This window comes from Pseudomonas sp. H3_E07 (assembly GCF_054668895.1).
In genome coordinates this window covers 5752103-5774590 of record NZ_CP162795.1, presented here as the reverse complement: position 1 = coordinate 5774590, position 22488 = coordinate 5752103, and the positions used below count along the sequence as shown (strand labels likewise).

23 protein-coding genes and 1 tRNA gene are annotated in these 22488 nt (G+C 59.8%); 10 read left to right on the top strand and 14 right to left on the bottom strand.

What is annotated here, in order from left to right:
• Nucleotides 1-64: 64 nt before the first annotated feature.
• The 5 genes from AB4O08_RS26750 to AB4O08_RS26730 all read left to right on the top strand — a co-directional run bounded on the left by AB4O08_RS26750 (nucleotide 65) and on the right by AB4O08_RS26730 (nucleotide 5490).
• Nucleotides 65-676: a LysE family transporter gene (locus AB4O08_RS26750; protein ID WP_021493096.1), complete on the top strand. Its 612-nt coding sequence runs from the start codon at nucleotides 65-67 to the stop codon at nucleotides 674-676.
• Between the two features lie 317 nt (nucleotides 677-993).
• The gene (locus AB4O08_RS26745) at nucleotides 994-1287 is read left to right on the top strand and encodes a hypothetical protein (RefSeq protein WP_080923208.1); all 294 of its coding nucleotides are present in this window, start codon (nucleotides 994-996) and stop codon (nucleotides 1285-1287) included.
• A 235-nt stretch (nucleotides 1288-1522) separates the two neighbouring features.
• The gene (gene mgtA / locus AB4O08_RS26740; RefSeq protein ID WP_460114535.1) at nucleotides 1523-4237 is read left to right on the top strand and encodes a magnesium-translocating P-type ATPase; all 2715 of its coding nucleotides are present in this window, start codon (nucleotides 1523-1525) and stop codon (nucleotides 4235-4237) included.
• A gap of 65 nt (nucleotides 4238-4302) precedes the next feature.
• Nucleotides 4303-4650: a DUF2493 domain-containing protein gene (locus AB4O08_RS26735; protein WP_010210317.1), complete on the top strand. Its 348-nt coding sequence runs from the start codon at nucleotides 4303-4305 to the stop codon at nucleotides 4648-4650.
• 18 nt (nucleotides 4651-4668) lie between these two features.
• On the top strand, nucleotides 4669-5490 hold the full coding sequence (locus AB4O08_RS26730) for a hypothetical protein (RefSeq protein WP_021493092.1): 822 nt from the start codon (nucleotides 4669-4671) through the stop codon (nucleotides 5488-5490).
• Here AB4O08_RS26730 and AB4O08_RS26725 read toward each other — a convergent pair.
• Nucleotides 5487-6176, bottom strand: coding sequence for a tellurite resistance TerB family protein (locus AB4O08_RS26725; protein WP_460114534.1), 690 nt, complete (start codon nucleotides 6174-6176; stop codon nucleotides 5487-5489). The genes AB4O08_RS26730 and AB4O08_RS26725 overlap by 4 nt on opposite strands.
• A 125-nt stretch (nucleotides 6177-6301) precedes the next feature.
• Here AB4O08_RS26725 and AB4O08_RS26720 point away from each other — a divergent pair, with 125 nt between their 5' ends.
• Nucleotides 6302-6829, top strand: coding sequence for a DinB family protein (locus AB4O08_RS26720; RefSeq protein ID WP_010210313.1), 528 nt, complete (start codon nucleotides 6302-6304; stop codon nucleotides 6827-6829).
• Here the strand turns inward: AB4O08_RS26720 and AB4O08_RS26715 are convergent.
• Complete coding sequence (locus AB4O08_RS26715) at nucleotides 6801-7274, bottom strand: GFA family protein (protein WP_460114533.1); 474 nt, start codon at nucleotides 7272-7274, stop codon at nucleotides 6801-6803. The genes AB4O08_RS26720 and AB4O08_RS26715 overlap by 29 nt on opposite strands.
• A 196-nt stretch (nucleotides 7275-7470) precedes the next feature.
• Here AB4O08_RS26715 and AB4O08_RS26710 point away from each other — a divergent pair, with 196 nt between their 5' ends.
• On the top strand, nucleotides 7471-7752 hold the full coding sequence (locus AB4O08_RS26710; protein WP_010210311.1) for a hypothetical protein: 282 nt from the start codon (nucleotides 7471-7473) through the stop codon (nucleotides 7750-7752).
• Nucleotides 7753-7932: 180 nt separating this feature from the next.
• Here AB4O08_RS26710 and AB4O08_RS26705 read toward each other — a convergent pair.
• A tRNA-Leu gene (locus tag AB4O08_RS26705) sits at nucleotides 7933-8019 on the bottom strand.
• Nucleotides 8020-8267: 248 nt separating this feature from the next.
• Nucleotides 8268-8465, bottom strand: coding sequence for a hypothetical protein (locus tag AB4O08_RS26700; RefSeq protein WP_021493090.1), 198 nt, complete (start codon nucleotides 8463-8465; stop codon nucleotides 8268-8270).
• A 254-nt stretch (nucleotides 8466-8719) separates the two neighbouring features.
• On the opposite strand from AB4O08_RS26700, the gene AB4O08_RS26695 reads away from it, so the two are divergent.
• The gene (locus AB4O08_RS26695) at nucleotides 8720-9325 is read left to right on the top strand and encodes a cysteine hydrolase family protein (RefSeq protein ID WP_010210309.1); all 606 of its coding nucleotides are present in this window, start codon (nucleotides 8720-8722) and stop codon (nucleotides 9323-9325) included.
• 39 nt (nucleotides 9326-9364) lie between these two features.
• Here AB4O08_RS26695 and AB4O08_RS26690 read toward each other — a convergent pair whose 3' ends face one another.
• The 6 genes from AB4O08_RS26690 to pstS all read right to left on the bottom strand — a co-directional run bounded on the left by AB4O08_RS26690 (nucleotide 9365) and on the right by pstS (nucleotide 14479).
• Entirely contained in the window at nucleotides 9365-9955 is a 591-nt protein-coding gene (locus AB4O08_RS26690; protein ID WP_021493089.1) for a hypothetical protein, read from the bottom strand.
• Nucleotides 9955-10653, bottom strand: a complete 699-nt coding sequence (locus AB4O08_RS26685; RefSeq protein ID WP_010210302.1) for a hypothetical protein — start codon at nucleotides 10651-10653, stop codon at nucleotides 9955-9957. The genes AB4O08_RS26690 and AB4O08_RS26685 overlap by 1 nt, the downstream gene beginning before the upstream one ends.
• Nucleotides 10654-10680: 27 nt before the next feature.
• A complete protein-coding gene (pstB, locus tag AB4O08_RS26680) occupies nucleotides 10681-11442 on the bottom strand; it encodes a phosphate ABC transporter ATP-binding protein PstB (protein WP_010210300.1) in 762 nt (253 codons plus the stop codon).
• Nucleotides 11443-11518: 76 nt separating this feature from the next.
• The gene (gene pstA / locus AB4O08_RS26675) at nucleotides 11519-12412 is read right to left on the bottom strand and encodes a phosphate ABC transporter permease PstA (RefSeq protein WP_010210293.1); all 894 of its coding nucleotides are present in this window, start codon (nucleotides 12410-12412) and stop codon (nucleotides 11519-11521) included.
• Nucleotides 12412-13377 carry a phosphate ABC transporter permease subunit PstC gene (gene pstC / locus AB4O08_RS26670; RefSeq protein WP_010210292.1) on the bottom strand — a complete coding sequence of 322 codons (966 nt, stop codon included), beginning with the start codon at nucleotides 13375-13377 and terminating at the stop codon, nucleotides 12412-12414. Before pstC ends, pstA begins: the two co-directional genes overlap by 1 nt.
• Before the next feature lie 73 nt (nucleotides 13378-13450).
• On the bottom strand, nucleotides 13451-14479 hold the full coding sequence (gene pstS / locus AB4O08_RS26665; protein WP_010210291.1) for a phosphate ABC transporter substrate-binding protein PstS: 1029 nt from the start codon (nucleotides 14477-14479) through the stop codon (nucleotides 13451-13453).
• A 186-nt stretch (nucleotides 14480-14665) separates the two neighbouring features.
• On the opposite strand from pstS, the gene ppk2 reads away from it, so the two are divergent.
• The gene (gene ppk2, locus AB4O08_RS26660) at nucleotides 14666-15583 is read left to right on the top strand and encodes a polyphosphate kinase 2 (RefSeq protein ID WP_010210290.1); all 918 of its coding nucleotides are present in this window, start codon (nucleotides 14666-14668) and stop codon (nucleotides 15581-15583) included.
• Here ppk2 and AB4O08_RS26655 read toward each other — a convergent pair.
• From AB4O08_RS26655 to AB4O08_RS26640, 4 genes are all read right to left on the bottom strand, one after another.
• Entirely contained in the window at nucleotides 15580-16647 is a 1068-nt protein-coding gene (locus tag AB4O08_RS26655) for a hypothetical protein (protein WP_460114532.1), read from the bottom strand. The two genes, ppk2 and AB4O08_RS26655, sit on opposite strands and share 4 nt — an antisense overlap.
• A gap of 63 nt (nucleotides 16648-16710) precedes the next feature.
• On the bottom strand, nucleotides 16711-17487 hold the full coding sequence (locus AB4O08_RS26650; RefSeq protein ID WP_021493085.1) for a GNAT family N-acetyltransferase: 777 nt from the start codon (nucleotides 17485-17487) through the stop codon (nucleotides 16711-16713).
• A gap of 148 nt (nucleotides 17488-17635) precedes the next feature.
• Nucleotides 17636-19699 (bottom strand): maltose alpha-D-glucosyltransferase, encoded by a 2064-nt coding sequence (treS, locus tag AB4O08_RS26645; RefSeq protein ID WP_042572372.1) that lies wholly within the window; start codon nucleotides 19697-19699, stop codon nucleotides 17636-17638.
• 214 nt (nucleotides 19700-19913) lie between these two features.
• Nucleotides 19914-20672 carry an AraC family transcriptional regulator gene (locus AB4O08_RS26640; protein WP_010210281.1) on the bottom strand — a complete coding sequence of 253 codons (759 nt, stop codon included), beginning with the start codon at nucleotides 20670-20672 and terminating at the stop codon, nucleotides 19914-19916.
• A 187-nt stretch (nucleotides 20673-20859) separates the two neighbouring features.
• Between AB4O08_RS26640 and AB4O08_RS26635 the strand changes: the two genes are divergently transcribed.
• The gene (locus AB4O08_RS26635; RefSeq protein ID WP_010210280.1) at nucleotides 20860-22479 is read left to right on the top strand and encodes an APC family permease; all 1620 of its coding nucleotides are present in this window, start codon (nucleotides 20860-20862) and stop codon (nucleotides 22477-22479) included.
• Nucleotides 22480-22488 lie beyond the last annotated feature (9 nt).

The window sequence follows — 22488 nt, the reverse complement described above, 5'->3', positions numbered from 1 at the left end:
CTGATCCAAGACAGCGCTTCGGCGCGCCCTCACACTGCCCGCCATCGCTTGAAGGAATGTGGGCATGCTGACGATCTTTTTCTACGCACTGGTATTTGGTTTTGTGTTCTGCCTCTCGCCCGGCGCGGTGCTGGCAGAGACCCTGCGCCGTGGCTTGCTGCATGGCTTCACACCGGCCTTGCTGGTGCAGTTTGGGTCACTGGTGGGCGATGCGGTGTGGGCGGTGATCGGCCTGACCGGCATCGCCCTGCTGATCCAGCATGATGCCGTGCGCGTGCCGCTGACAGTGGTGTGTGCGCTGTACCTGGCGTGGCTCGGCATCCGCAGCCTGATCGACGCCTGGAAGCTGCCTGAGTCAGACGCTGCACCCGCCAGCACCCGGCAAAATGCGCTGGCAGTTGGCGCAGCGATCTCACTGGCCAACCCGAAAAACATCGTCTACTGGGGCGCGTTGGGCAGCGCGTTGTCAGGCATCGTTGGCACCACGCCCAGCCACGGGCAGACGCTGATGTTCTTTGCCGGGTTCATGTTGGCGTCGGTGCTGTCGTGCTTTCTGATCGCGGCGCTGGTCAATGTGTTGCGCCAGAACGCATCACCGTTGTGGCAACGTATCAGTTATGGCACCTGTGGCGTGGTATTGATCTATCTGGCCGTTCTCGCCGCACAGGGTATATAAGTTATATATCCACTAACTTTCGAATGCCGATTGTCTGAATGAACTCTGAACACCGGACAATTTAATTATTCATGCGTTGACATTTTGTAAGCGTCTGAGTAGATTGCCCGTGCCCGCAACTGGGGCCTTTTTTAAACCTCACAAAAGAAGCCAATGGACACAGTATCTAGTCGCTGTCCGAGCACCGCCTCTGCGGGCATCGGGCGCCAAACCCAGAATATGACAGGACTCGCCACACCGGTCCGGTAAGCTGCGCTAGAGCTCGATGCTCCACCGTAACTGCCTCGCCGGTCGCCCGTCCGGTCCCGAGGTGTGTTATGACCTTCAAAGCCCTTGTTTTGCCTGATGTACGCGCACTAGCGGCCGCCCTGCGCGCCAAGCTGTGCCGTGAGCCCGTAGGCTTTTCTCCTGCCCGCTCCGCTTTTGCAGCACCTTCCCCTCAAGTACGCCCGGCTTACCCGCTGGCGCACTGGCGTATCTGCCCGGACAGCGGCCAACGGGTGCAGCACTGGGATCACGCCGACCCTCAAGACCCGCAGAGACCCAAGGTTTCCAGCCTGGCACAAGCCAGCTTGATGCTCGGTCTTTATGTGAGCGCTCGCGCCGCCTGACCCGGCTGGAAACAGCAACTTCCTGATCAATTTCCTGGAGTTCTTTATGAACACGTCCAGTAGTAGCCCGCTGCGCGCTAGTTAACTAACGCACTGTTAGCGGGCCCTGTAGAAGTTAGATGAACACCTTATTTAAACCGATCGCGAAGTTAGCGACTCGGCATGCTTTCGCTCGCCTGTCCTCAGGTAAGTACCGGGTATGTTTTGTCGAAAATTGGCGACAGGAGTACAGACAATGAGCGCCGTAAAAAACACGCCTCTGCACAAAAAGAATGGCACTGACGCCGACACCAAACTGTCGATGCGTGCCGCCCGCGAAGCCCACAACGGCCTGTCGGCCACCCTGGCGAACGTGCGTGCCACCCAGGACGGCTTGACCGAACTGGACGCTTGCGGCCGCCTGCAACGCGAAGGCTATAACGAAGTCGCCCACGACAAGCCACCTCACGCCATCGTCCAGTTCCTGCAGGCACTGAACAACCCGTTCATTTATGTGCTATTGACCCTGGGGGGCATCAGTTTCTTCACCGATTGCTGGCTGCCGATGCGGGAAGGCGAAGAGGCTGACCCGACCAAAGTCATCATCATCATGACCATGGTGCTGCTCAGCAGCCTGCTGCGGTTCTGGCAGGAGCACCGCTCGGCCAAATCCGCCGAAGCCTTGAAAGCCATGGTACGCACCACGGCCACCGTGTTGCGTCGTGAGCAAGTGGGCTCGCCACCCACCCTGCGCGAAGTACCGATGCGCGAGTTGGTGGCTGGCGATATCGTGCAGCTGTCGGCCGGCGACATGATTCCGGCGGACATCCGTCTGATCGAATCCCGCGATCTGTTCATCAGCCAGGCCGTGCTGACCGGTGAAGCCTTGCCGGTGGAAAAGTACGACACCCTGGGTAACGTCACGCAAAAATCAGCCGGGCCGGTGACCGCCGACCAGGGCAACCTGCTGGACCTGCCGAACATCTGCTTCATGGGCACCAACGTGGTCAGCGGCCGTGCAAAAGCCGTGGTGGTCGCCACCGGACCACGCACCTACTTTGGCTCCCTGGCCAAGGCGATTGTCGGTTCCCGGGTGCAAACTGCGTTCGACCGTGGGGTGAACAGCGTCAGCTGGTTGCTGATCCGCTTCATGCTGGTGATGGTGCCGATCGTGTTCCTGCTCAATGGCTTCTCCAAGGGCGACTGGGGTGATGCCTTCCTGTTTGCCCTGGCGGTGGCCGTCGGCCTCACCCCGGAAATGCTGCCGATGATCGTCAGTGCCAACCTGGCCAAGGGCGCCACCGCCATGGCCAAGCGCAAGGTGGTGGTCAAACGCCTCAACGCGATCCAGAACTTCGGTTCGATGGACGTACTGTGCACCGACAAGACCGGTACCCTGACCCAGGACAAGATCATCCTCGAACATCACGTCAACGCCTTTGGCCAGCGTGATGATGCCGTACTGTCCCTGGCCTGGCTCAACAGCCATCATCAAAGTGGCATGAAGAACCTGATGGATCAGGCGGTGGTGGAATTTTCGGAGCAGAACCCGAAGTTCAAGGTGCCGTTCGCCTACAGCAAGATCGACGAGTTGCCGTTCGACTTCGTCCGCCGTCGCCTGTCGATCGTGGTCAAGGATGCCGCCGACGACCAACTGCTGGTGTGCAAAGGCGCCGTGGAAGAGATGCTGAGCATTTCCAGCCATGTCATGGAAGCGGGCGCCGCCGTGCCGCTGGACGAGCGTCGCCGTGAAGAACTGCTGGCGATTGCCAACGACTACAACGAAGACGGGTTCCGTGTGCTGGTGGTCGCCACCCGCCACATCCCTAAATCGATGGCGCGCCAGCAGTACACCACCGCCGATGAGCGCAATCTGGTGATCCAGGGCTTCCTCACCTTCCTCGATCCACCGAAAGAAACCGCCGGCCCTGCGATTGCTGCACTGCAACAGATCGGCGTGGCGATCAAGGTGCTGACCGGCGACAACGCCGTGGTCACCAGCAAGATCTGCCGTCAGGTCGGTCTCGAGCCAGGCCAGCCGCTGCTCGGTGCCGAAATCGAAGCCATGGACGACGCGACGCTGCTGCGCCGCGTAGAAGAACGCACCGTGTTCGCCAAGCTGACGCCGCTGCAGAAGTCCCGCGTGCTCAAGGCGCTGCAAGCCAACGGCCACACTGTGGGTTTCCTGGGTGATGGGATCAACGATGCACCGGCTTTGCGCGATGCCGACGTGGGTATCTCGGTCGACACAGCGACCGATATCGCCAAGGAATCGGCCGACATCATCCTGCTGGAAAAGAGCCTGATGGTGCTGGAAGAAGGCGTGCTCAAGGGCCGCGAAACCTTCGGCAATATCATGAAGTACCTGAACATGACCGCCAGCTCCAACTTCGGCAACGTGTTTTCGGTGCTGGTGGCCAGTGCGTTCATTCCGTTCCTGCCGATGCTGTCGATCCACTTGCTGCTGCAAAACTTAATGTACGACATCTCCCAGCTGGCCTTGCCGTGGGACAAGATGGACAAGGAGTACCTGGCCAAGCCGCGCAAGTGGGATGCGAAGAACATCGGTCGGTTCATGATCTGGATCGGGCCGACCTCGTCGATCTTCGACATCACCACCTTTGCGCTGATGTGGTTCGTGTTCGCGGCCAACAGTGTGGAAGTGCAGACCCTGTTCCAGTCCGGCTGGTTCATCGAGGGGCTGCTCTCGCAAACCCTGGTCGTGCACATGCTGCGGACCCGCAAGATCCCGTTCTTCCAGAGCACCGCCGCCTGGCCAGTGTTGATGATGACCTGCGTGGTGATCGTGCTGGGGATCTACCTGCCGTTCTCGCCACTGGGCACCCTGGTGGGCCTGCAACCGCTGCCAATGGCGTATTTCCCATGGCTGGTAGGCACCCTGATCAGCTACTGCTGCGTGGCCCAACTGATGAAGACGATCTACATCCGCCGCTTCAAGCAGTGGTACTGATCTCCCCCGCCGTTTAAACGGTGGCGGTCGCCCGGCCGCCACCGTGCAACACAAGGAATCACCTTATGCGCGTCTTGATCTGTGCAGGTCGTCATTACGCCGACACCAAAATGTCCCGCCAAGTGCTGGACGCTTACCACCGCCTGCGCCCGGTGCAGGTACTGATCCACGGCGGCAATCAATTCCTCGGCAGTGACGTTGAGGACTGGGCCCGGGAATTGGGTATCGACGTGGTGCGCTACCCGCCCAACTGGCAACGCCACGGCAAGCAGGCGGAACGCCAGCGCAACCATTTCATGCTGGCCGACAGCCGCCCAGACGTGGTCATCGCCCTACCCGGCGGTGATGATACCTGCGAGTTGGTCTGCCAGGCCAAAGCCAGCGGCATTTCGGTGCTGAGCGTAGAAAGCTGAATTCATGCGAGGTGCATCATGCACAAAAAACACACTCCAGCCCGCCAGGACGGGTTTGCCAAATACCGAGCGCGTCGCTACCACGGCGCACGCCCCACCCTGTTGTTACTACCACCGGCCAAGCGTCGCGCGTTGCGGCGCAACCTGATCTTTATCGGGCTGACCCTGGGCATCCTGTTGACGATTGCCTTGTTGTCAAAGGCCCACGCGGCCGGCGGTTCTTATGTGGTCGACGACGGCGCGATCAATGCGCCAGGCGAATGCAACGTTGATGCCTGGCACACCGCCAACCGACACGATGGCAGCACTCACACTGAAATGCTGTCGCCTGCCTGCACCTTTGCCGCGCTGCCTTCGGTGCAATGGGGCGCAGCCCTCTCCCGCGCTACCAGCGCAGGCAAGGGTGAAACCCAGGTGAACCCACAGCTCAAGGCACACGTCTGGTCGCGGGAAGACCTGGGACTGGAAATGGCCGTGTCGGCCGGCGCGCACTTTGCACAAGGCCGTCGGCACGGCTTTGAAGGCACCGACTTCAACATCCCGTTGACGTGGCAGCCGTTGGCACCCGTGCGCCTGAATTTGAATGCCGGTTGGTCCCACACCTACAACGACGGAGACCAAAAACACCGACTGACCTGGGGCACCGGCCTTGAGTACCAGGTGGCGCATTCATTGACGCTGGTCGCCGAGCGCTACGGCCAGGATGGCGGCGACCAGGCGTGGCAGGCTGGGCCCAGGTTTCATTTCGGCGAGCGGGTCGACGTGGACCTGGTGGTTGGACGCAGCCTGGTCGGTGACCACACGCAATGGCTTACCACCGGCGCCACGCTGCGGTTCTAGGCCTTGGCTTGTTGCTCCAGGTGCAGTTGCAATTGCGGGTCGATTTGCAACTGCCCGGCCAGCTCATCCAGGTAATTGCGTTCGGCGTCCTGCTGATCGTCCACCATCATCACACTGGCCAGGTACACCTCGGCCGCCACAGCTGGGTCGCCGGCGAGCTCAGAGAAATCCGCAGCATCCAGCGGTTTGGCGACTTCAGCGTCGAGCCACTGCTGCAGTTGCGGGTCCTCGGTATGCCGGCCCAGCTCATTGGAAATCAGTTGCCGCTCATTTTCATCGATACGGCCGTCGGCTTTGGCAGCGGCGATCAAGGCACGCAATACCGCATGGCTGTGGGCCTCGACTGCGGGGCCGTCGAGCTGGTCGACTGTCTGCAAGGCTTGTTGCGGCGCATTGGCTTGTTGGCGCTGCCAGGCTTGATAGGCCTGAAACGCGGCCATTCCCAGCGAGGCCAACGCCGCGTAGTTCATCCCACCGGAACGCCCTTGAGCGGGACGAGTAGCGGTTGTGCCGCCCAACATCCCACCCAGGCCTCCCAACAGATCACCCAGACCGCCACCGGCCGATGCATTGCCAGTGCGGGTGCCTTTCAATAACCCACCGAGCAGCCCACCCAGTCCGCCGGATGATGCACTGCCGCCTTGCCCAGCGCGCAAAAGTTGTTCAAGTAAATCACTGGTGTTCATGGTGTCACCCTCCCAGGGCGCAGTGTTGGCGTCTAACAACCATAGCCCGACACTGCCGGAACACCATGACCGCCGGGCGGGCACGGCCTATCATGGCGTTACCGCGACTTTGAGAGAAAACCCAAGTGAACCGGACTGAGCACATCGCGCTGATGGCGAATTACAACCAGTGGATGAACCGCAAGCTCTATGACGCGGCCCAGACACTGACGGACGCGGAACTGGCGATGGATCGACAGGCGTTTTTCGGCTCGATCCTCGGCACGCTGAACCATCTGGTCCTGGGCGACACCGTCTGGCTCAAGCGTTTTGCGCAGCATCCAGCAGGCTTCACAGCGCTGGCTCCGCTGCACGTTATTGCTACGCCTGCCGATCTCAAACAATTGGCTTTTGCTGATATACGTGAGCTGGCAGCCCATCGCACCTGGCTGGATCAGTTGATTGTCGATTGGAGCCACAGCGTGCAGGAGCCCGACCTGGACCATCGCCTGCATTACCGCAATATGCGCGGCGTGAGCGCCGACAAGGATTTCTTCAGCCTGCTGGTGCACTTTTTCAATCACCAGACCCACCACCGGGGCCAGGCCACGACGTTGCTGACCCAGGCGGGGCTGGATGTGGGCACTACGGACTTGCTGGCGCTGATCGACTGAACTCGGCATAGGCCTGCATCAAGCGCGCAAACTCGTGCGGCTCGGGCAACTGTGCAAAGCTTTCCACGGCCGGGGTGGATGCCCAGGGCAGCTTCTCGCGGGTCCAAGTCTCCATGAAAGGCACGTAACCGCTGGCGTTATCCAGCAACGCGGCGCGGACATTGACGAATTCATCGATGCCATGGGGCCGTGTGAACAGCCAGCTCATGCAATGGGGGCAGAAATGATGGCGATCCACGCCCTGCAGGCCGCCGATCACAGGGCAGCCCTGGGTGACCGTGAAACCGCTGGCGGGAATCAACGCGCTCAGTGAGAACGCACTGGAAGACATCTTCTGGCAGCCCGTGCAATGACAGGCCATGGTGATCACCGGGGCGGCACTCACGGTGAAACGCACACGCTCACAACGGCAGCTGCCCTCATATGGCAGGGTGTCGACGCTCATCATTGCTTCCTTATTATTGATGGGTAGCGTCTCAGGTTAGCCTCAGGTGCCAGACTTGAACAGGCCTGTCGCCCAAACCGAACGCTGCCTGGTTGTTGGGGTCCTAACCCTAGGTGTCGAGGTTTTTACCGCCCCGCCCTCCCCGCGCGCATTGAGGGTCTAGCGATGTGCGTACCCCCGAGAAGGAGACGCTTACATGGTCATTCACTTCAAGGTTGCAGGTCACTTGGCCTGTGGTCACCACGGCACCAACCTCCCTTCCAGCACCGAGCTGAACCGAGTCAAATGTCGTACCTGCCGCAACACTGACGCCTACAAGGATGCCCGCCGCACCCAGCGCAATGCGGCCCGACGCGTTAATCGCAAAGCCAAGACCCACACCAATATCGACTGGCGCAGTGCCTGGACGCAGCGCCTTACCGACTTGCCAGGCTTGCAGCGTTTGCCGCGCGGGTTCAGTGGTCAGCCGTTCGTGTAATCATGGCGCCACGGGGCCACCTGCCATTTGCCCGCAAGGTTTGCAATCGCCTGTTGCAGCGCTACAGCGCCCCGCGAACAGGGCGTACATCCGGCAAAAAACCGGGCCACAAAAAAACCTGCACAAGGCAGGTTCTATGCGGGCTGCAGCGACGTCCTGAGAGGTCGTGAAACCAAATGATGGTGCCCGAACCCGGAATCGAACCGGGACGCCCTTACGAGCGGGGGATTTTAAGTCCCATGCGTCTACCAGTTTCGCCATTCGGGCGGCAGCGCGTGTTGCAGGGTTGGGAATATATAGATCCAGTCGCTTTGACGCAAGGTCGAACGACAGCTTTCTCGCGCTGCGAGGCTGGCGAAAAAGCTCGGTAGATCAGTGATCTAGGTAGCATCCAGAGGAAAACAGCCGGCTCATGGGCGTCACTTGGGCCCTTGCTCGGCGATCCTGATGCCCTCCCCACGGGCATAAACAACAATCCCGACGCACACGTCGGAATTGTTGTGCTGGGAGGCACATCAGTGGTCGGGATGCTCGCTCGCTACCGAATCGGCAGCGTCCACGTCAGACATATCCTCTTCAAGCGGTGCCTCGTCGTCCGGCGGCAGCGGGATATTGTCGTCATCGCGCTTTGGATCGTGCCCTGTTTCATTATCTGTGCCGCGGGTTACTGCTTGCTGTGAAATATTCCCTGGGGCGTTTTCATTGATTTCCATACGGGCTCTCCTTTCTTACGCTCGGGGTATCCGTGCTTATTATTCAGAGACAGTACATTCTTCAGAGTGCCGGGCATTAGACGAATGGTGAACGCTGCGCCTGTGGCCTCGTCACCACCACCGGGTGCCGTTGCGGGTGATCAATCCGGTGTACAACCGGTGGTATGCGCGTTACAAAATCGGCCAGACTGCGATCCCGGCTCTATGCTTGACACCCGAACCCAGTGTTTGAACCCACCTATCGGAGACGCACCATGAATCCCCACGCCACCGCCCTTGTCCTGATCGAATTCCAGAACGATTTCACCACTCCCGGTGGCGTCTTCCATGACGCCGTCAAAGACGTCATGCACGCGACCGACATGCTGGCCAATACCGCAACCACGGTGCAACAGGCGCGCCAACTGGGCGTGAAGATCATTCACCTGCCGATTCAGTTCGCGGAGGGCTATCCGGAGCTGACGACACGCGACTACGGGATTTTAAAGGGCGTTGCCGATGGCAGCGCGTTCCGCACCGGCAGTTGGGGCGCAGACATCACCGATGCGATCAGCCGTGAACCTGGCGATATTCTTGTGGAAGGCAAGCGCGGCCTGGATGGTTTTGCTACCACTGGACTGGACCTGGTGCTGCGCAACAATGGCATCCACAACCTGGTGGTGGCAGGATTCCTGACCAACTGCTGCGTCGAAGGCACGGTTCGATCAGGTTATGAAAAGGGTTATAACGTGGTGACTCTGGCCGACTGTACAGCGACATTCACCGACGAACAGCAAAAAGCGGCGGAAAACTTCACACTGCCGATGTTTTCGAAGGTGTTACGGCATACCGAGTTTCTTGGGGCGTTGAACGCCAAGTAAGCAAAAAGGGCAACTGATCTTTCAGTTGCCCTTTTTGCTTCAACCGTTCACCGTCAGGCCTGGATAAGCCCGCACCGGCACCTTGTGCCTCAGCGGCTGTTGGCGAGCCAATTGTGCCTGGACCTGTGCAACAGCCTCCAACACCCGTTGCGCCCATTGCTCGTCTTGCGGGTCAACCACCACCACACGAAACCCGTGGTCGAAACCTTCAAGCTGAACGCCTTCAGAATCATCGACGTGCAAGTCGATGTCGAAGGCCGGCGGAAATTTCGACGGGGTGCTCGTCAACCCGCGCTCCGTGAGTGCCTGGTTATGGCGCACGCTGTTAACCACGCCGTCGACGTGGATGCCGTACAGCAACAACCAGCGGCGGATGTAGGACGGGGTGCGGCCGGATGAGGTGTAGACCCAGACACTGCAGCCCTGGCGACGTAGCTCGCGGGTCAGGGAACGGGTGCCGCTGCGCAGGGGTTCGCCCAACCAACGGTGCACACACGCCGGCAAGCGGCTGTGTTCGGTCGCACTGTGGTGGAGCTGGCAGGCCAGTGTGTCGTCGATGTCGAACGAAATACGGATTCGCTGACGCTTGAACACACGCTTGATCGTGTCGAGCACTGGGTACCTTCCCATCAACGGCCCCCCTGATGGGCGGGCGCAGGTGTGTCGCTCAGGAAAAATTCTGTTGGATCCGGAGCATTATCTTCCAGGAACGCTGCGTATTTTTTCTTGATCTTGGGCAATTCGTACAAAGCCATCACGCCATGCTTGGCGGAGTTGCGTATCACCGAGGACGGGTTGAAATAGCCCTCGGCGTTGTCCAGCGTCAGCACGAAAGGCGGCAACCCCTCGCGCATCAGCAGGTAGCTGACGATCAGCGACCCGCTGCGGTGATTGCCTTCAATGAACAACTGCGGCTTGCTCAGGACCCGTACGTAGACACCTGCGGCTCGCTTCCATACGGATTCGTTATGGTGCTTGCAATACCAGTTGTACAGATCCTTGATGCCACCTTCGACATTGTTGAAAAAGTGCACTTCGGTCGCCGCCAGGTGCTGCGCGTATTCCTGCCGGCGTACCGGGTCGCTGCCACACAGTACCGTGGCATTGATCTCCAGCATCAGGTTCAGTTGCTGGAGGTCAAACAGGTCGACACCGCGCGCAACATAGTCGTCAATCAGGGCATAACCTTCAAGCACATTCTGCAGCACTTCGTTTGTGAATGGGTCGCGTGGCTCGGTGAAGTCCTGGCTGAGCTGGGCAAAACGCGACTGGACCTCACGCAGTGCGCGTTCAATCGCGGCCAGGTCAAGACGATGTGTTGCAGGCATTGGCAATCCTGAAAAACGCTGCATGGGTCAGCTGAACTTGCCGCTGATGTAGTCCCCGGTCATTTGCTCACGCGGGTTCTCGAAGATCTGCGCGGTCGGGCCCATTTCCACCAGGTAACCGGTACGGGTGCCCTGGGAAATGTCCACCGAGAAAAACGCGGTGGTATCCGCCACACGGATCGCTTGCTGCATGTTGTGGGTGACCAGCGCGATGGTGTAATCCTTTTTCAACTCGACCATCAGCTCTTCGACACGGCGCGTGGCAATCGGGTCCAGTGCCGAACACGGTTCATCCAGCAACAGCACTTCCGGTTCGGTTGCGATGGCACGGGCGATGCACAGGCGTTGTTGCTGGCCGCCGGAGAGCGACAGTCCGCTGACCTTGAGCTTGTCCTTGACCTCATCCCACAGCGCCGCGCCTTGCAAGGCGTGTTTGACGCGGTCGCCCAGGTCGCCTTTGTAGCGGTTCAGGCGCAGGCCGAAGGCCACGTTGTCGAAGATGCTCATCGAGAACGGGTTGGGCTGTTGGAACACCATGCCGATATAACGGCGCACGACCACAGGGTCCACGCCCTTGCCGTAAACGTCTTGGCCAAGGAAATGCACATGGCCTTCGAAACGGAAGCCCTTTACCAGGTCATTCATGCGGTTGAGGCTACGCAGCACGGTGGACTTGCCGCAGCCGGACGGGCCGATGAAGCCGGTAATCTTGTTCTTCTCGATCGGCACATGGCTATCACGCACCGCCATGAAGTTGCCGTAGAAAATCTTGTCCAGCTTGCAGTCCATGACCACAGGCGCCTGGGTGACAAACGGAGCGGCTTTTTGCGCAGTTGATACGTTCAAAATTCAGGTGCTCCCGTTCTTAGTACTTGGGCTTGCCGAAGATACGGCTCACGATATTCACGACCAGCACGATCATTACCAGCACCAACGAGGCCGCCCATGCGAGCTCGAGCTGGTTATCGAAAGGCATGCCGGAGAAGTTGTAAATCAACACGGCAAGGGATGCCGTCGGATTCATGACTGCCAGGCTGCCGTCGTGGTAGATCCAGTAGTTGCTGAACAGCGCGGTGAACAACAGCGGTGCGGTTTCGCCGGCAGCACGTGCAACGGCGAGCATCACACCGGTCAGGATCGCCGGCATGCCGGTGGGCAAGACGATTTTCCAGATCACCTGCGAACGGGTGCAACCCATACCGTAGGCGGCATCCTTCATGATCTTGGGCACCATCTTCATCGACTCTTCAGCCGTCAGCACCACGATAGGCAGCATCAGCACGGCCAGCGCCACGCCACCGGCCGGTGCCGAATAAGTCCCAGTGGTCATCACCACCAGGGCGTAGGCGAAAACACCCGCCAGAATCGACGGCAAGCCAGTGAGCATCTTCGCGGCGAAGCGCGAGGCGTTCGCCAGTTTGCTGTCCGGCCCCAGCTCCGCGAGGAAAATCGCGGCCAGGATGCCGACCGGCACGGCAATGGCGGCAGCGATACCGACCATCACGAACGTACCAGCCATGGCATTGCCGAAGCCGCCGCCGGTCTCGAAGCCGGTGGGCGGCAGCTCGGTGAACACTTCCAGGCTCAGGCGCGCGCCGCCACGGGTGATCAGCATGTAGAGCACGGAAATCAGCGGGACGGCGGCCAGCAGCGCGCCGAACCACACCAGCGTGGTCAGCACCAGGCTGCGCAAGGCACGGCCTTCGAACCGCCGCTGCAGGCTCGGCATGGCGACGATGGGCGTAGAGAGATCAGTCATTATTTGGTACCCCGCTGGGCGTAGACCATGATCATCGAACCGATGATGTTTACCAGCAGCGTGATAAACATCAGGACCAGTGCGGCATACATCAACACTTCAATCTCATTCGGGCCGGCTTCGGGGAAGTTCAGTGCCAACAAGGCCGCCAGCGTGTTGGCCGGTGCAAACAGCGAGAGGGAAATGTTGTTCGCGTTACCTACCAACATGGCCAGGGCCATGGTTTCACCCAAGGCGCGACCGAGGCCGAGCACCAGGGAACCGAAGATGCCGGTGGCGGCGGATGGCACCATCACCTTGAGAATCGCTTCCCAGTGCGTGGTCCCCATGCCGTAGGCAGCTTGCTTGGTTTTCATCGGCACACCGGTGAGGGCGTCCTGGGAAACGGCGGCGATGGTGGGCAGAATCATGATCGCCAGTACCAGCGCCGCCGGCAGCAGGCCCGGCCCGCTGAGGGACGTGCCGAAAAAAGGGATCCATCCCAGTTCGGTGTTCAGCCACGCGGTAAGCGGGCGGATGGCCGGGATGACCACATAAATGCCCCAGAGGCCATAGACCACGCTGGGGATGGCGGCGAGCAATTCAACGATGGTGCGAAACACCGCCGCGAGTTTTGCCGGCAGGAAATCCTGGGTGAGAAAAATCGCCATGCTGACGCCGAAAAAACCTGCGATCAGCAACGCGATAAAGGCGCTGTAAAGCGTGCCCCAAATAGCTGGCAGAATGCCGTATTTACCTTGGTTAACGTCCCAGACACTGCCGAACAGCACATCAAAACCGTGCTTTTCCATGCCGGGAAGTGCCTTGCGCCCTACTTCGAAGACCAGCGCAAAAACCAGCGCCAGCACCAGCACTACGCCTATGCGTGCAAGTGCACGGAAGGTGCGGTCAACCAGGAAATCCTTCGTAGAGGGTGGCTGGCACGCAGAATCCGGGTTAACCGGTACGACAAAAGGTGTGTTCATTGGCTAATTCCGGAACAAGGGGGGAACGCTCCCGGCATGGCTGAAAGCCCATGCCGGGAACCGCCTGGCGGCCTTACTGGATGTTGGCGGAAGCTTTACGAACTTGATCGACAACCGATGGCGGCAGTGGGATGTAGCCCATCGAGTCGGCGATTTTCTGGCCTTCGGTCAGGCTGTACTCAACCATTTCACGCATGGCCTTGGCTTTGGCCGGGTTGCCGTTGTCCTTGCGGAAGATCATCCAGGTGTAGGAAGTGATCGGGTAGGACTTGGCGCCATCCGGATCCGGCAGCCAGGCCACCAGGCTTTCCGGCATTTTCACCGCAGCCAGGGCTTCTGCGCCGCTTTCGGCGTTCGGTACGACGTACTTGCCGGCCTTGTTCTGCAACTGGGCAAAGTCAACCTTGGCCAGTTTGGCGAAGCCGTATTCGATGTAACCAATCGCGCCTGGGGTCTGACGCACAGTGGCGGTCACACCGTCGTTCTTCGGCGATTTGATGAATTTGTCGCTGGCTGGCCAATTGACGGTGTTGCCTTCGCCCAGGTCTTTCTGGAACTCAGGGTTGATCGCGGCCAAGTGCTTGGTGAACACAGCGGTGGTGCCGCTGGAGTCGGCGCGCACGACCACGGTGATCGGCATGTCAGGCAGTTTCACGCCTGGGTTGGCGGCGACGATCTTAGGATCGTTCCACTGGGTGATCTTGCCCAGGAAGATGTTGGAGTACACATCGCGAGGCAATTTGAGCTCTTTAGGATTGCCCGGCAGGTTGAAGGCCAACACGATTTCACCGGCCGTCATCGGCAGCAGTTGCGCGCCTTCGGCCACCTTGGCGATGTCTTCGTCTTTCATGGCCGAGTCGCTGGCGGCGAAGTCGACGGTTTTGTTCAGGAAGTCTTGTACACCCGCACCGCTACCCTTGGATTGGTAGTCAACGGTGACACCCTCGGTTTTCTTGCTGAAATCCTTGAACCAAGTGAGGTAGATCGGTGCCGGGAAACTCGCACCGGAACCGGTCAGGCGGATGCTCTCGGCAGCAAACACCGAGGTGGCACTGAGAGAAACCGCAACGGCGAGTGCAGCAGACTTCATCAGACGTTTCATTAAGGAAAATCCTTGTGATTTCGGGCCCGGCAACTCTGCAACAATCTTGTTACGGTTTTATGAACGTGGAGTGGCAAAACGCCTGTTTGTCCCCCTCTCCCCCCGCAATGACGGGATTTGATGTCATTGGTTAGTAACAAAATGCGACTAAGACTTTGCCATCCCCCCCCACGCGAGTTCCGCCCCATGTCCTCCATAGAAGACGCCTTGATGCAGCGCATCCACCGTGAGCTGCTGGATCACAGTGACGAAGAGCTGGAACTGGAATTGTCCGAAGATGGGCACGACCTCAACGCGCTGTTTGACGAGCACGAGGGTGAAAGCAGTGAAAAAGCCGCGCGCAGGATTTATTTCAGCGAACTGTTCCGCCTGCAGGGCGAACTGGTGAAATTGCAAAGCTGGGTGGTCAAGACCGGCCACAAGGTGGTGATCCTGTTCGAAGGACGCGATGCCGCCGGCAAAGGAGGTGTCATCAAGCGCATCACTCAGCGCCTGAACCCCAGGGTCTGCCGGGTCGCCGCCCTGCCCGCGCCGAATGACCGCGAACAGACCCAATGGTACTTCCAGCGCTACGTTTCACACCTGCCGGCCGCAGGCGAAATCGTGCTGTTCGATCGCAGCTGGTACAACCGTGCCGGCGTCGAGCAAGTCATGGGGTTTTGCAACGCGGACCAGTATGAAGAGTTCTTCCGCACCGTGCCGGAGTTCGAGCGCATGCTTGCCCGCTCCGGTATTCAGTTGATCAAGTACTGGTTTTCGATTTCCGATCAGGAACAACACCTGCGCTTTCTCAGCCGCATTCACGACCCGCTCAAGCAATGGAAGCTCAGCCCCATGGACTTGGAGTCGCGTCGGCGCTGGGAGGCCTACACCAAGGCCAAGGAAATCATGCTCGAACGCACCCACATCGCCGAAGCGCCGTGGTGGGTGGTGCAGGCGGATGACAAGAAGAAGGCTCGCCTCAACTGCATCCACCACTTGCTCGGGCAGATGCCATATGAAGAGGTCGAGTTACCGGTGATCGAACTGCCGCAGCGCGTGCGGCAGGAGGATTACTCCCGCAGCCCGACGCCACCGGAACTCATCGTGCCGCAACGTTACTAACTCAGCTGTTCACACAGGAACGGCACACTGGCGAGCCGTGAAGTCGGATGAAACGCCAGTACCCGTGTTGCCACCAACAGGTAAGCGACTTCCTCGGAGGACATGAACGCCATGCCTCCGAGGATTTCGAACGCCCGCGTACTGATACGGTTGATCGCCTCCTGCACGGCAAACCGCGTGGCTTGCGCGCGCGCCAGGTCAGCGCGCAGGAACCGGTTCTGGTCGATCGCGTCCGCCAGCCCACGTATCGCCATCGTCGCGCCCTGCAGATCGATCAGCAGCATTGCGCGATCATCCTGCGAACCTTTGTTGCACGCCAATGCCTTCGACGCCAGCGCAGACGCCATGCCCAGGTAGGACGCCGAGGCGAGCAGCTGGAACCAGATCGCAAACAAGTGCTCACCGGTGCCCTGCTGCACATCGTCCAGTTGGTGATCCACGGCTTGACTGAAATACATCATCGCCTCTGGCACCAACAGCTTGTTGAAGATCACTTCATGGCTATCGGCTGCCTGCAAATGCGGCACCGACCAGAACTTGTTGCGCTGGATGTTCGGATCACCCGCCAACCCCAGGCCGATACCGATATGCGTCTGGCCTTGCGGGTCGACGTAGTTGACGCCAAAGGTAATCGCGTCAAAGTGATGGGTCATCGTGCACGGCTTCTTGCTGCCGCTCACCAGATAACCCGCGGCGGTCTTTTCAACGGACAGCGTGGACTCAAGGATATTGGCGTGCGCCCGGCCCTCGGCAAAACCCGAGGCAACCAACAGGTTGTCGCGGGCGACCAGGCCTAGCACCCCCTGAATATCGGGAAAGAAACGACTGGCTGCCATCATGCCGGCCACCGTGTGATGGTGCATGGTCATCATCACCGCCAATGAAGGGCAATGGGCGCCGACCCAGGTATGCACCTGGGCCAAGTTGACGGCACTAAGCCCTCCACCGCCAAGTGCCTTGGCGATGGAAAGCCCTGGAGCGCCGACAGTTCGAAACAACGTGGCCAGTTGTTTGGACTCACCGCGTTCAAGTTCAATAAGCGAGGTCTTTTCTAGAACAGCCACCACGTCCGGAATACAGGCTAAAGCCGCATCTCTTTCTTCACTCAGGAACATATTGATCAACCCTTATGATTGTTTAGGCTTCAAGTAATGTCGCGCATAACGGCTGTCCAACTTCGACAGCGGCAATAACATAAAGAAGTCCGCTACATTGAATTCCTTATCCCAGGCCGGCGCACCACAGACCCAACCCCCGCTGCGTAAATAACCTTTGAGTAACGGGGGGACGCGCGGTACATGTCCGGGCTCGAACGTATCAAGGGGGAAAGGCAGGTGGGGCGTTACGCGATAGTCGGCGGGCGCCAGATTCTGCGCGGTAAAGCCGCGATACAACGCTGCCGCATCGTGGCCGCCGTCGGACAGGCTCACGCTTGCGCAGCCCATCAAATGATCACAACCCTCCCGTTCCATGTACTTCGCCAGGCCCGACCACAACATCATGATCACGCTGCCGCTGCGGTACTCGGGGTGAACACAGGCATGCCCGGCTTCGACTGTCCTGGCGCGCAACGACGCCAACCCACTGAGATCGAACTCCCTTTCCGAATAGTAGTGCCCCATGCGCTGTGCAGCGGCCGGGCCCATCAAGCGGTAGGTGCCGACCACGGCTGAAGTACTGGCGTCGCGGACCAGCAAGTGGTCGCAGTAGTCATCAAACTCATCGGTATTCAACGCCTCTGGATTTTCGAGTTCAGACAACTGGAACGTTTCGGTGAATACTCGATAACGCAGGCGTTGCACCTCACGTATTTCTTCTTGCCGAGTGGCGAGACTGACCACTAATGCTGCACGCGGAAGTTGTGCAGTTAACTGTTCTTCACTGGATACCGACAGAGATCGCATTCCTGTTCCTTTGAGTCGCCATACTAATAAGAGGCACGTAATGAACAGGACACTAACATGCGACTTTATTCAGGCAACGTAAGGAAACTCCGAAACAACTTGCGATCTTTTGTGGTGAGCGCGCTCACCACAAAAGGGTGCGTCAACGTTAGAGGGGCGAGCTGCTGACCACCCGCAGCGCCAACCCTTCATACGCATCCAGGGTAATGGTAAATGCCCCCTCCGCCGTCAGGTCGCCCTCCACCCGCTCGTTGATGATGTCCACCACCATTCCGGCAGCAATATCCGGCAAGTGCAGGGTTTCGGTGATCGCCGTGGCACCGAAATTCAACGCAGTGATTTGTGTGCCTTTGCCGGCCGGCAATTCGTGGACCATCACCAGCAGCGCCGAGTTTTCCACCTCTGGCACCAGGATCTGGCGGCTGGCGGCGATGTCATAGGCACGGCGTACCGCGAGGATTTTCTGCAGTTGCGAGGCAAAGGATTCGGGGTCCTGCAACTGGGTGTTCAAGCTGCCATACAGGCTATTCGAACGCGGCATATGGCCCGCCGAAAGCTGCGCATCCGGGTTCAGATCCACCAGGTCATAGGCACCACGGTGAATCCAGCGGGTGTCGCCATCCTGCATCAGGTGTTCGACCTCTTCAGCCGCCAGCGGCAGCGCGCCCACCAAGTCCCACCCCGACAAGGCAAACACCCCAGGCTGCATGGCGTTGTACATCACCAGCAGCAAATGGATCTGACGGATCTGCTGAATATCCGCCGCTGTGATCGCCTCCAGATCACGAATGCCCAGCGCCGCCGTGATGATGCTGGCCGTAGTGCACGACACGCCATTGGTCACGAACTTGAGGTTGTACGGCGCATGCTCGCCGGCCAGGCGCTCGTACATCTGCTCGCGGATGTGCTCGCGCAGGATGTTGCCGGGAAACGTCTGGCCCTGGTACAGAAAGGTGTCATGGGCATGCAGCGTCCAGAAGTGCACCAGTTCCAGGGTCAATTCATCGTGGTTCTGCAGCGCATGGATCAGCGAGCCTGGGTCGATGCCCTGGCGGTGCATTTCACGCAGCATCAGGCGCAGGAACTCGGCATCGCCCATCAGCAGCGCATGCTGGTACGCCGGTCGGGTGATGAAGTCATAGGACAGGTCGGCACCGCCATGGGACATGGACGCAATGTCATCCACGGTGAGGTTCAGCTCCTGAAAGCTAAAGCCGCCGGCCTTGCGGATTGCGCCGCCGAGTAACTGGTTGCCGGTAATCGACAGCGGATGGCTCTCGGACCAGGCCGTACCGTCAAGCTTGCGTTCCACCCCCAGGAAACCATTGGCGTCCAGGCGCAGGATCTTCGCGCCCATCACGTCGATGGCGTGCAGCGCATCACCGATGATCATCTGCTGTGCGGCGAAGGTCGGGTCCAGCCAGTTCAGCGACGGTTGGCCCTCCTTGAAATAATGCAGGTACACCCAGCGGCGCGGCTTGCCATCCACGCCCTGCACCACGTCTGTCGCGCTCCAGTCGGTTTCCTTGACGCCGGGCTCAAAGAAGATCACCCGCTGCAACTGGCCGACGATGTAGTGTTTGTCACGCAACGCGTCGACCTGGGCGGGGCTGAGGTTCTGCGCATCACGGCCTTCGACGACGTCCGGCAGCAACGCCCAGTCTTCTTCGCGAATTTCCACCATGTGGTACAGGCCGGGATAGTCCTCATACGCCATCTCGGCCAGTCGAAAGTCTGCGCCCTTGCCGGTGTGCGAAGGAATCACATCGTCGATGATCACCGCATTGTGCGCCGCGGCCATGCGCGTCAACGCCTGCAACTGGGCCTCGGTGCCCAACTCGGGGTCGATCTCGAAGCTGATGCGGTCGAAGTTGCCATCGATGGTCGGCGTGTGCTGCGTGCCCTTCAGGCCACCAGACTTCTTCAGCGGGCCATTGTGAATACCCTGGATACCGATCTTCGACAAGGCATGCCACAGCGCCTCGTCCCCCAGCGCCTCCAACACCGTGCCGCCCTCGCGGGTAACGATCGACGCCGGGTACGCCGTAAACCACACTGACGACAGGGCCGTGGCATCACGGGGCCGAGTCTGCGCGTATGGCTGCTGCCACAACCGGCCCTGGCCCGAATAGAGCCTGGCGCGCTGGCGTGCCGCGTGCAGCATCGATTGTTCCACCAGCCAGTTCACATGGTTGTTTTCAGCCGCCGTCATAAGTCTGGTACCTGTTGTCGTAAAGCATTGCTCGTGAACATATGAGGGTGGTGTGGGCCATTCGTTGCATTGGAATGAGCCCCCTTCACAGACTGGGCGCAATCAAATGTGGGCGCTGGCTTGCCTGCGAAGGCGTCTACCGGATCTACCTGATCCCTCTGGGCGTCTGCATCGCAGGCAAGCCAGCTCCCACAGCAAAGCGCCCACCGGATACTTAACGGGTATCCCGATACTGCCTCGGCGTAAACCCCGTCGACGCCTTGAACTGGCGGGTAAAGGCGCTGTGGTCGGTATACCCGCACTGCAACGCGACTTCCGTGATCGGCAGGTCGGTGTGCAACAGCCGGTGCGCATGTTCGAGCCGCACTTTCTGGATCATCTGCCGAGGCGTGAGGTGGAACACGCGCTTGCAGTAGCGCTCCAACTGCGCCACTGAAATGCCGGCGATCCGCGTCAATTCACCCAGGGTCACGCGACGGTTGAAGTGCGCGCGGATGTGCGCGTCCACGGCGGCCAGCCGCTGGTACGCCGGGTGACTTTCGCTGGCGGTTTGCAGGTCGACCGAGATACCGGCCAGGCCAATGATCGCGCCCGTGTGGTTGTACAGCGGCCACTTGTGGGTCAGGCACCAGCCGGGTTCGCGGGTGCCGTACAGGTGCAGTTCCAGCTGATCTTCCAGCACAAAACCCTGCTCCAGCACGCGTCGGTCCTGCTCGGTGTAGCCCGGCCCCAATTGCGCGGGGAAGACTTCGGCACTGGTCTTGCCCAACAGCGGTTGCAACTGCTTGAGGCCACAGCGCTGCACCAGGGTGCGGTTGGCGAGCACGTATCGGGCGTGGGTGTCCTTGATGAAAATCGCGGCATTGGGGATCACGTCCAGCATCGGCAATAGCTGCGCGACACTGCCCAATAACTGTTCGATGTCTTGGGGGCTGCTCCCTTGGCAAAGGGTCGCAAACGCGCTCTGCATCATGACGGTTGATCCCCACTGGTTGCCTTCACGGGTAGCAGATTGCCCGATGCTCGCCCCCCTGTCGAGAAAGCAAAACTGTGCTGATTTCGTCATCGATGCCGGCAAAAAACATCAATCGCGCCGCCGTCTGGAAGTTCACTGTATGGCCACTGCATGCCTATCCAATAACTCACAAGAAGGCGACGCTATGTCAGCTCAAGGCAAGTTCAAGAAACAGCTTTCCCTGATGGACCTGACCTTTATCGGGTTGGGTGCCATCTTTGGTTCGGGCTGGTTGTTCGCAGCCAGTCACGTGTCTGCAATTGCGGGTCCTGCGGGCATCATTTCCTGGCTCATCGGCGGGTTCGCGGTGCTGCTGCTGGGCATTGTGTACTGTGAGTTGGGCGCGGCATTACCGCGCGCCGGCGGCGTTGTGCGCTACCCGGTTTACTCACACGGCCCGCTGCTGGGCTATCTGATGGGCTTCATCACCCTGATCGCGTTTTCCAGCCTGGTGGCCATCGAAGTCGTCGCCTCGCGCCAATACGCCGCGGCGTGGTTTCCAGAGCTGACCAAGGCCGGTTCCAGCGACCCGACGACCCTCGGCTGGCTGGTGCAATTCGCCCTGCTGTGCCTGTTCTTCGTGCTCAACTACCGCAGCGTGAAGACCTTCGCCATCGCCAACAATCTGGTAAGCGTATTCAAATTCATCGTGCCGTTGCTGGTGATTGGTGTGCTGTTCACCTTCTTCAAACCGGCGAACTTCCAGGTCCAGGGTTTCGCGCCGTTTGGGCTGTCGGGCATCGAGATGGCGGTGTCGGCCGGCGGGGTGATTTTTGCCTACTTGGGGCTGACGCCGATCATCTCGGTGGCCAGTGAAGTGAAGAACCCACAACGCACGATTCCGATTGCTTTGATCCTTTCCGTGCTGCTGTCGACAGCGATCTACGTGTTGTTGCAAACCGCCTTCCTCGGTGGCGTGCCCACGGAAATGCTCGCCAACGGCTGGGCCGGGATCAGCAAGGAACTGGCGCTGCCTTATCGGGACATTGCCCTGGCGTTGGGCGTCGGTTGGCTGGCCTACCTGGTGGTGGCCGACGCGGTGATCTCCCCCAGCGGCTGCGGCAATATCTACATGAACGCGACTCCCCGTGTGGTGTATGGCTGGGCGCAGACCGGGACGTTCTTCAAGATTTTCACGCGTATCGATGAGAAATCCGGCATTCCCCGCCCGGCGCTATGGCTCACCTTCGCCTTGTCAGTGTTCTGGACCCTGCCGTTTCCGTCCTGGGAAGCGCTGATCAATGTGGTGTCCGCAGCCTTGATCCTCAGCTACGCCGTGGCGCCGGTCACCGTCGCTGCGCTGCGTCGCAATGCGCCACAGATGGCGCGGCCGTTCCGGGTCAAGGGCATGGCGGTGCTGGGTCCGCTGTCGTTCATCATCGCCGCGCTGATTGTGTACTGGTCCGGCTGGAACACGGTTTCCTGGCTGCTCGGCCTGCAGATCCTGATGTTCGTGGTGTACCTGCTGTGTGCTCGCTGGGTGCCAACCGCACACCTCAACATCAAGCAACAAGTGCGCTCGTCTGCCTGGCTGATCGGCTTCTACGCGGTGACCATCCTGCTCTCCAAGCTCGGCAGTTTCGGCGGCATCGGCGTGATCGGCCATCCGCTCGACACAATAGTCGTCGCGGCTTGCGCACTGGGCATTTATTACTGGGGCGCCGCGACGGGCGTACCGGCTCACCTGGTACGGCTGGAACACGAAGCCGATGAAAGCGAAGCGGTTGACGAGCCTCACGCCCCGCTGACGCCCGCGACCTACTGATTCAGGAGC

Excerpts from the sequence above, each read along its gene's own strand:
- AB4O08_RS26745 (WP_080923208.1), top strand. The coding sequence starts at position 994 with ATGACCTTCAAAGCCCTTGTTTTGCCTGATGTACGCGCACTAGCGGCC.
- AB4O08_RS26730 (WP_021493092.1), top strand. The coding sequence starts at position 4,669 with ATGCACAAAAAACACACTCCAGCCCGCCAGGACGGGTTTGCCAAATAC.
- pstA (WP_010210293.1), bottom strand. The coding sequence starts at position 12,412 with ATGACTGATCTCTCTACGCCCATCGTCGCCATGCCGAGCCTGCAGCGG.
- mgtA (WP_460114535.1), top strand. The coding sequence starts at position 1,523 with ATGAGCGCCGTAAAAAACACGCCTCTGCACAAAAAGAATGGCACTGAC.
- AB4O08_RS26635 (WP_010210280.1), top strand. The coding sequence starts at position 20,860 with ATGTCAGCTCAAGGCAAGTTCAAGAAACAGCTTTCCCTGATGGACCTG.
- ppk2 (WP_010210290.1), top strand. The coding sequence starts at position 14,666 with ATGTCCTCCATAGAAGACGCCTTGATGCAGCGCATCCACCGTGAGCTG.
- AB4O08_RS26685 (WP_010210302.1), bottom strand. The coding sequence starts at position 10,653 with ATGCCTGCAACACATCGTCTTGACCTGGCCGCGATTGAACGCGCACTG.
- AB4O08_RS26700 (WP_021493090.1), bottom strand. The coding sequence starts at position 8,465 with ATGGAAATCAATGAAAACGCCCCAGGGAATATTTCACAGCAAGCAGTA.
- AB4O08_RS26650 (WP_021493085.1), bottom strand. The coding sequence starts at position 17,487 with ATGCGATCTCTGTCGGTATCCAGTGAAGAACAGTTAACTGCACAACTT.
- AB4O08_RS26690 (WP_021493089.1), bottom strand. The coding sequence starts at position 9,955 with ATGGGAAGGTACCCAGTGCTCGACACGATCAAGCGTGTGTTCAAGCGT.
- treS (WP_042572372.1), bottom strand. The coding sequence starts at position 19,699 with ATGACGGCGGCTGAAAACAACCATGTGAACTGGCTGGTGGAACAATCG.
- AB4O08_RS26695 (WP_010210309.1), top strand. The coding sequence starts at position 8,720 with ATGAATCCCCACGCCACCGCCCTTGTCCTGATCGAATTCCAGAACGAT.
- pstC (WP_010210292.1), bottom strand. The coding sequence starts at position 13,377 with ATGAACACACCTTTTGTCGTACCGGTTAACCCGGATTCTGCGTGCCAG.
- AB4O08_RS26715 (WP_460114533.1), bottom strand. The coding sequence starts at position 7,274 with ATGAGCGTCGACACCCTGCCATATGAGGGCAGCTGCCGTTGTGAGCGT.
- pstS (WP_010210291.1), bottom strand. The coding sequence starts at position 14,479 with ATGAAACGTCTGATGAAGTCTGCTGCACTCGCCGTTGCGGTTTCTCTC.
- AB4O08_RS26735 (WP_010210317.1), top strand. The coding sequence starts at position 4,303 with ATGCGCGTCTTGATCTGTGCAGGTCGTCATTACGCCGACACCAAAATG.
- AB4O08_RS26710 (WP_010210311.1), top strand. The coding sequence starts at position 7,471 with ATGGTCATTCACTTCAAGGTTGCAGGTCACTTGGCCTGTGGTCACCAC.
- pstB (WP_010210300.1), bottom strand. The coding sequence starts at position 11,442 with ATGGACTGCAAGCTGGACAAGATTTTCTACGGCAACTTCATGGCGGTG.
- AB4O08_RS26725 (WP_460114534.1), bottom strand. The coding sequence starts at position 6,176 with ATGAACACCAGTGATTTACTTGAACAACTTTTGCGCGCTGGGCAAGGC.
- AB4O08_RS26750 (WP_021493096.1), top strand. The coding sequence starts at position 65 with ATGCTGACGATCTTTTTCTACGCACTGGTATTTGGTTTTGTGTTCTGC.
- AB4O08_RS26640 (WP_010210281.1), bottom strand. The coding sequence starts at position 20,672 with ATGATGCAGAGCGCGTTTGCGACCCTTTGCCAAGGGAGCAGCCCCCAA.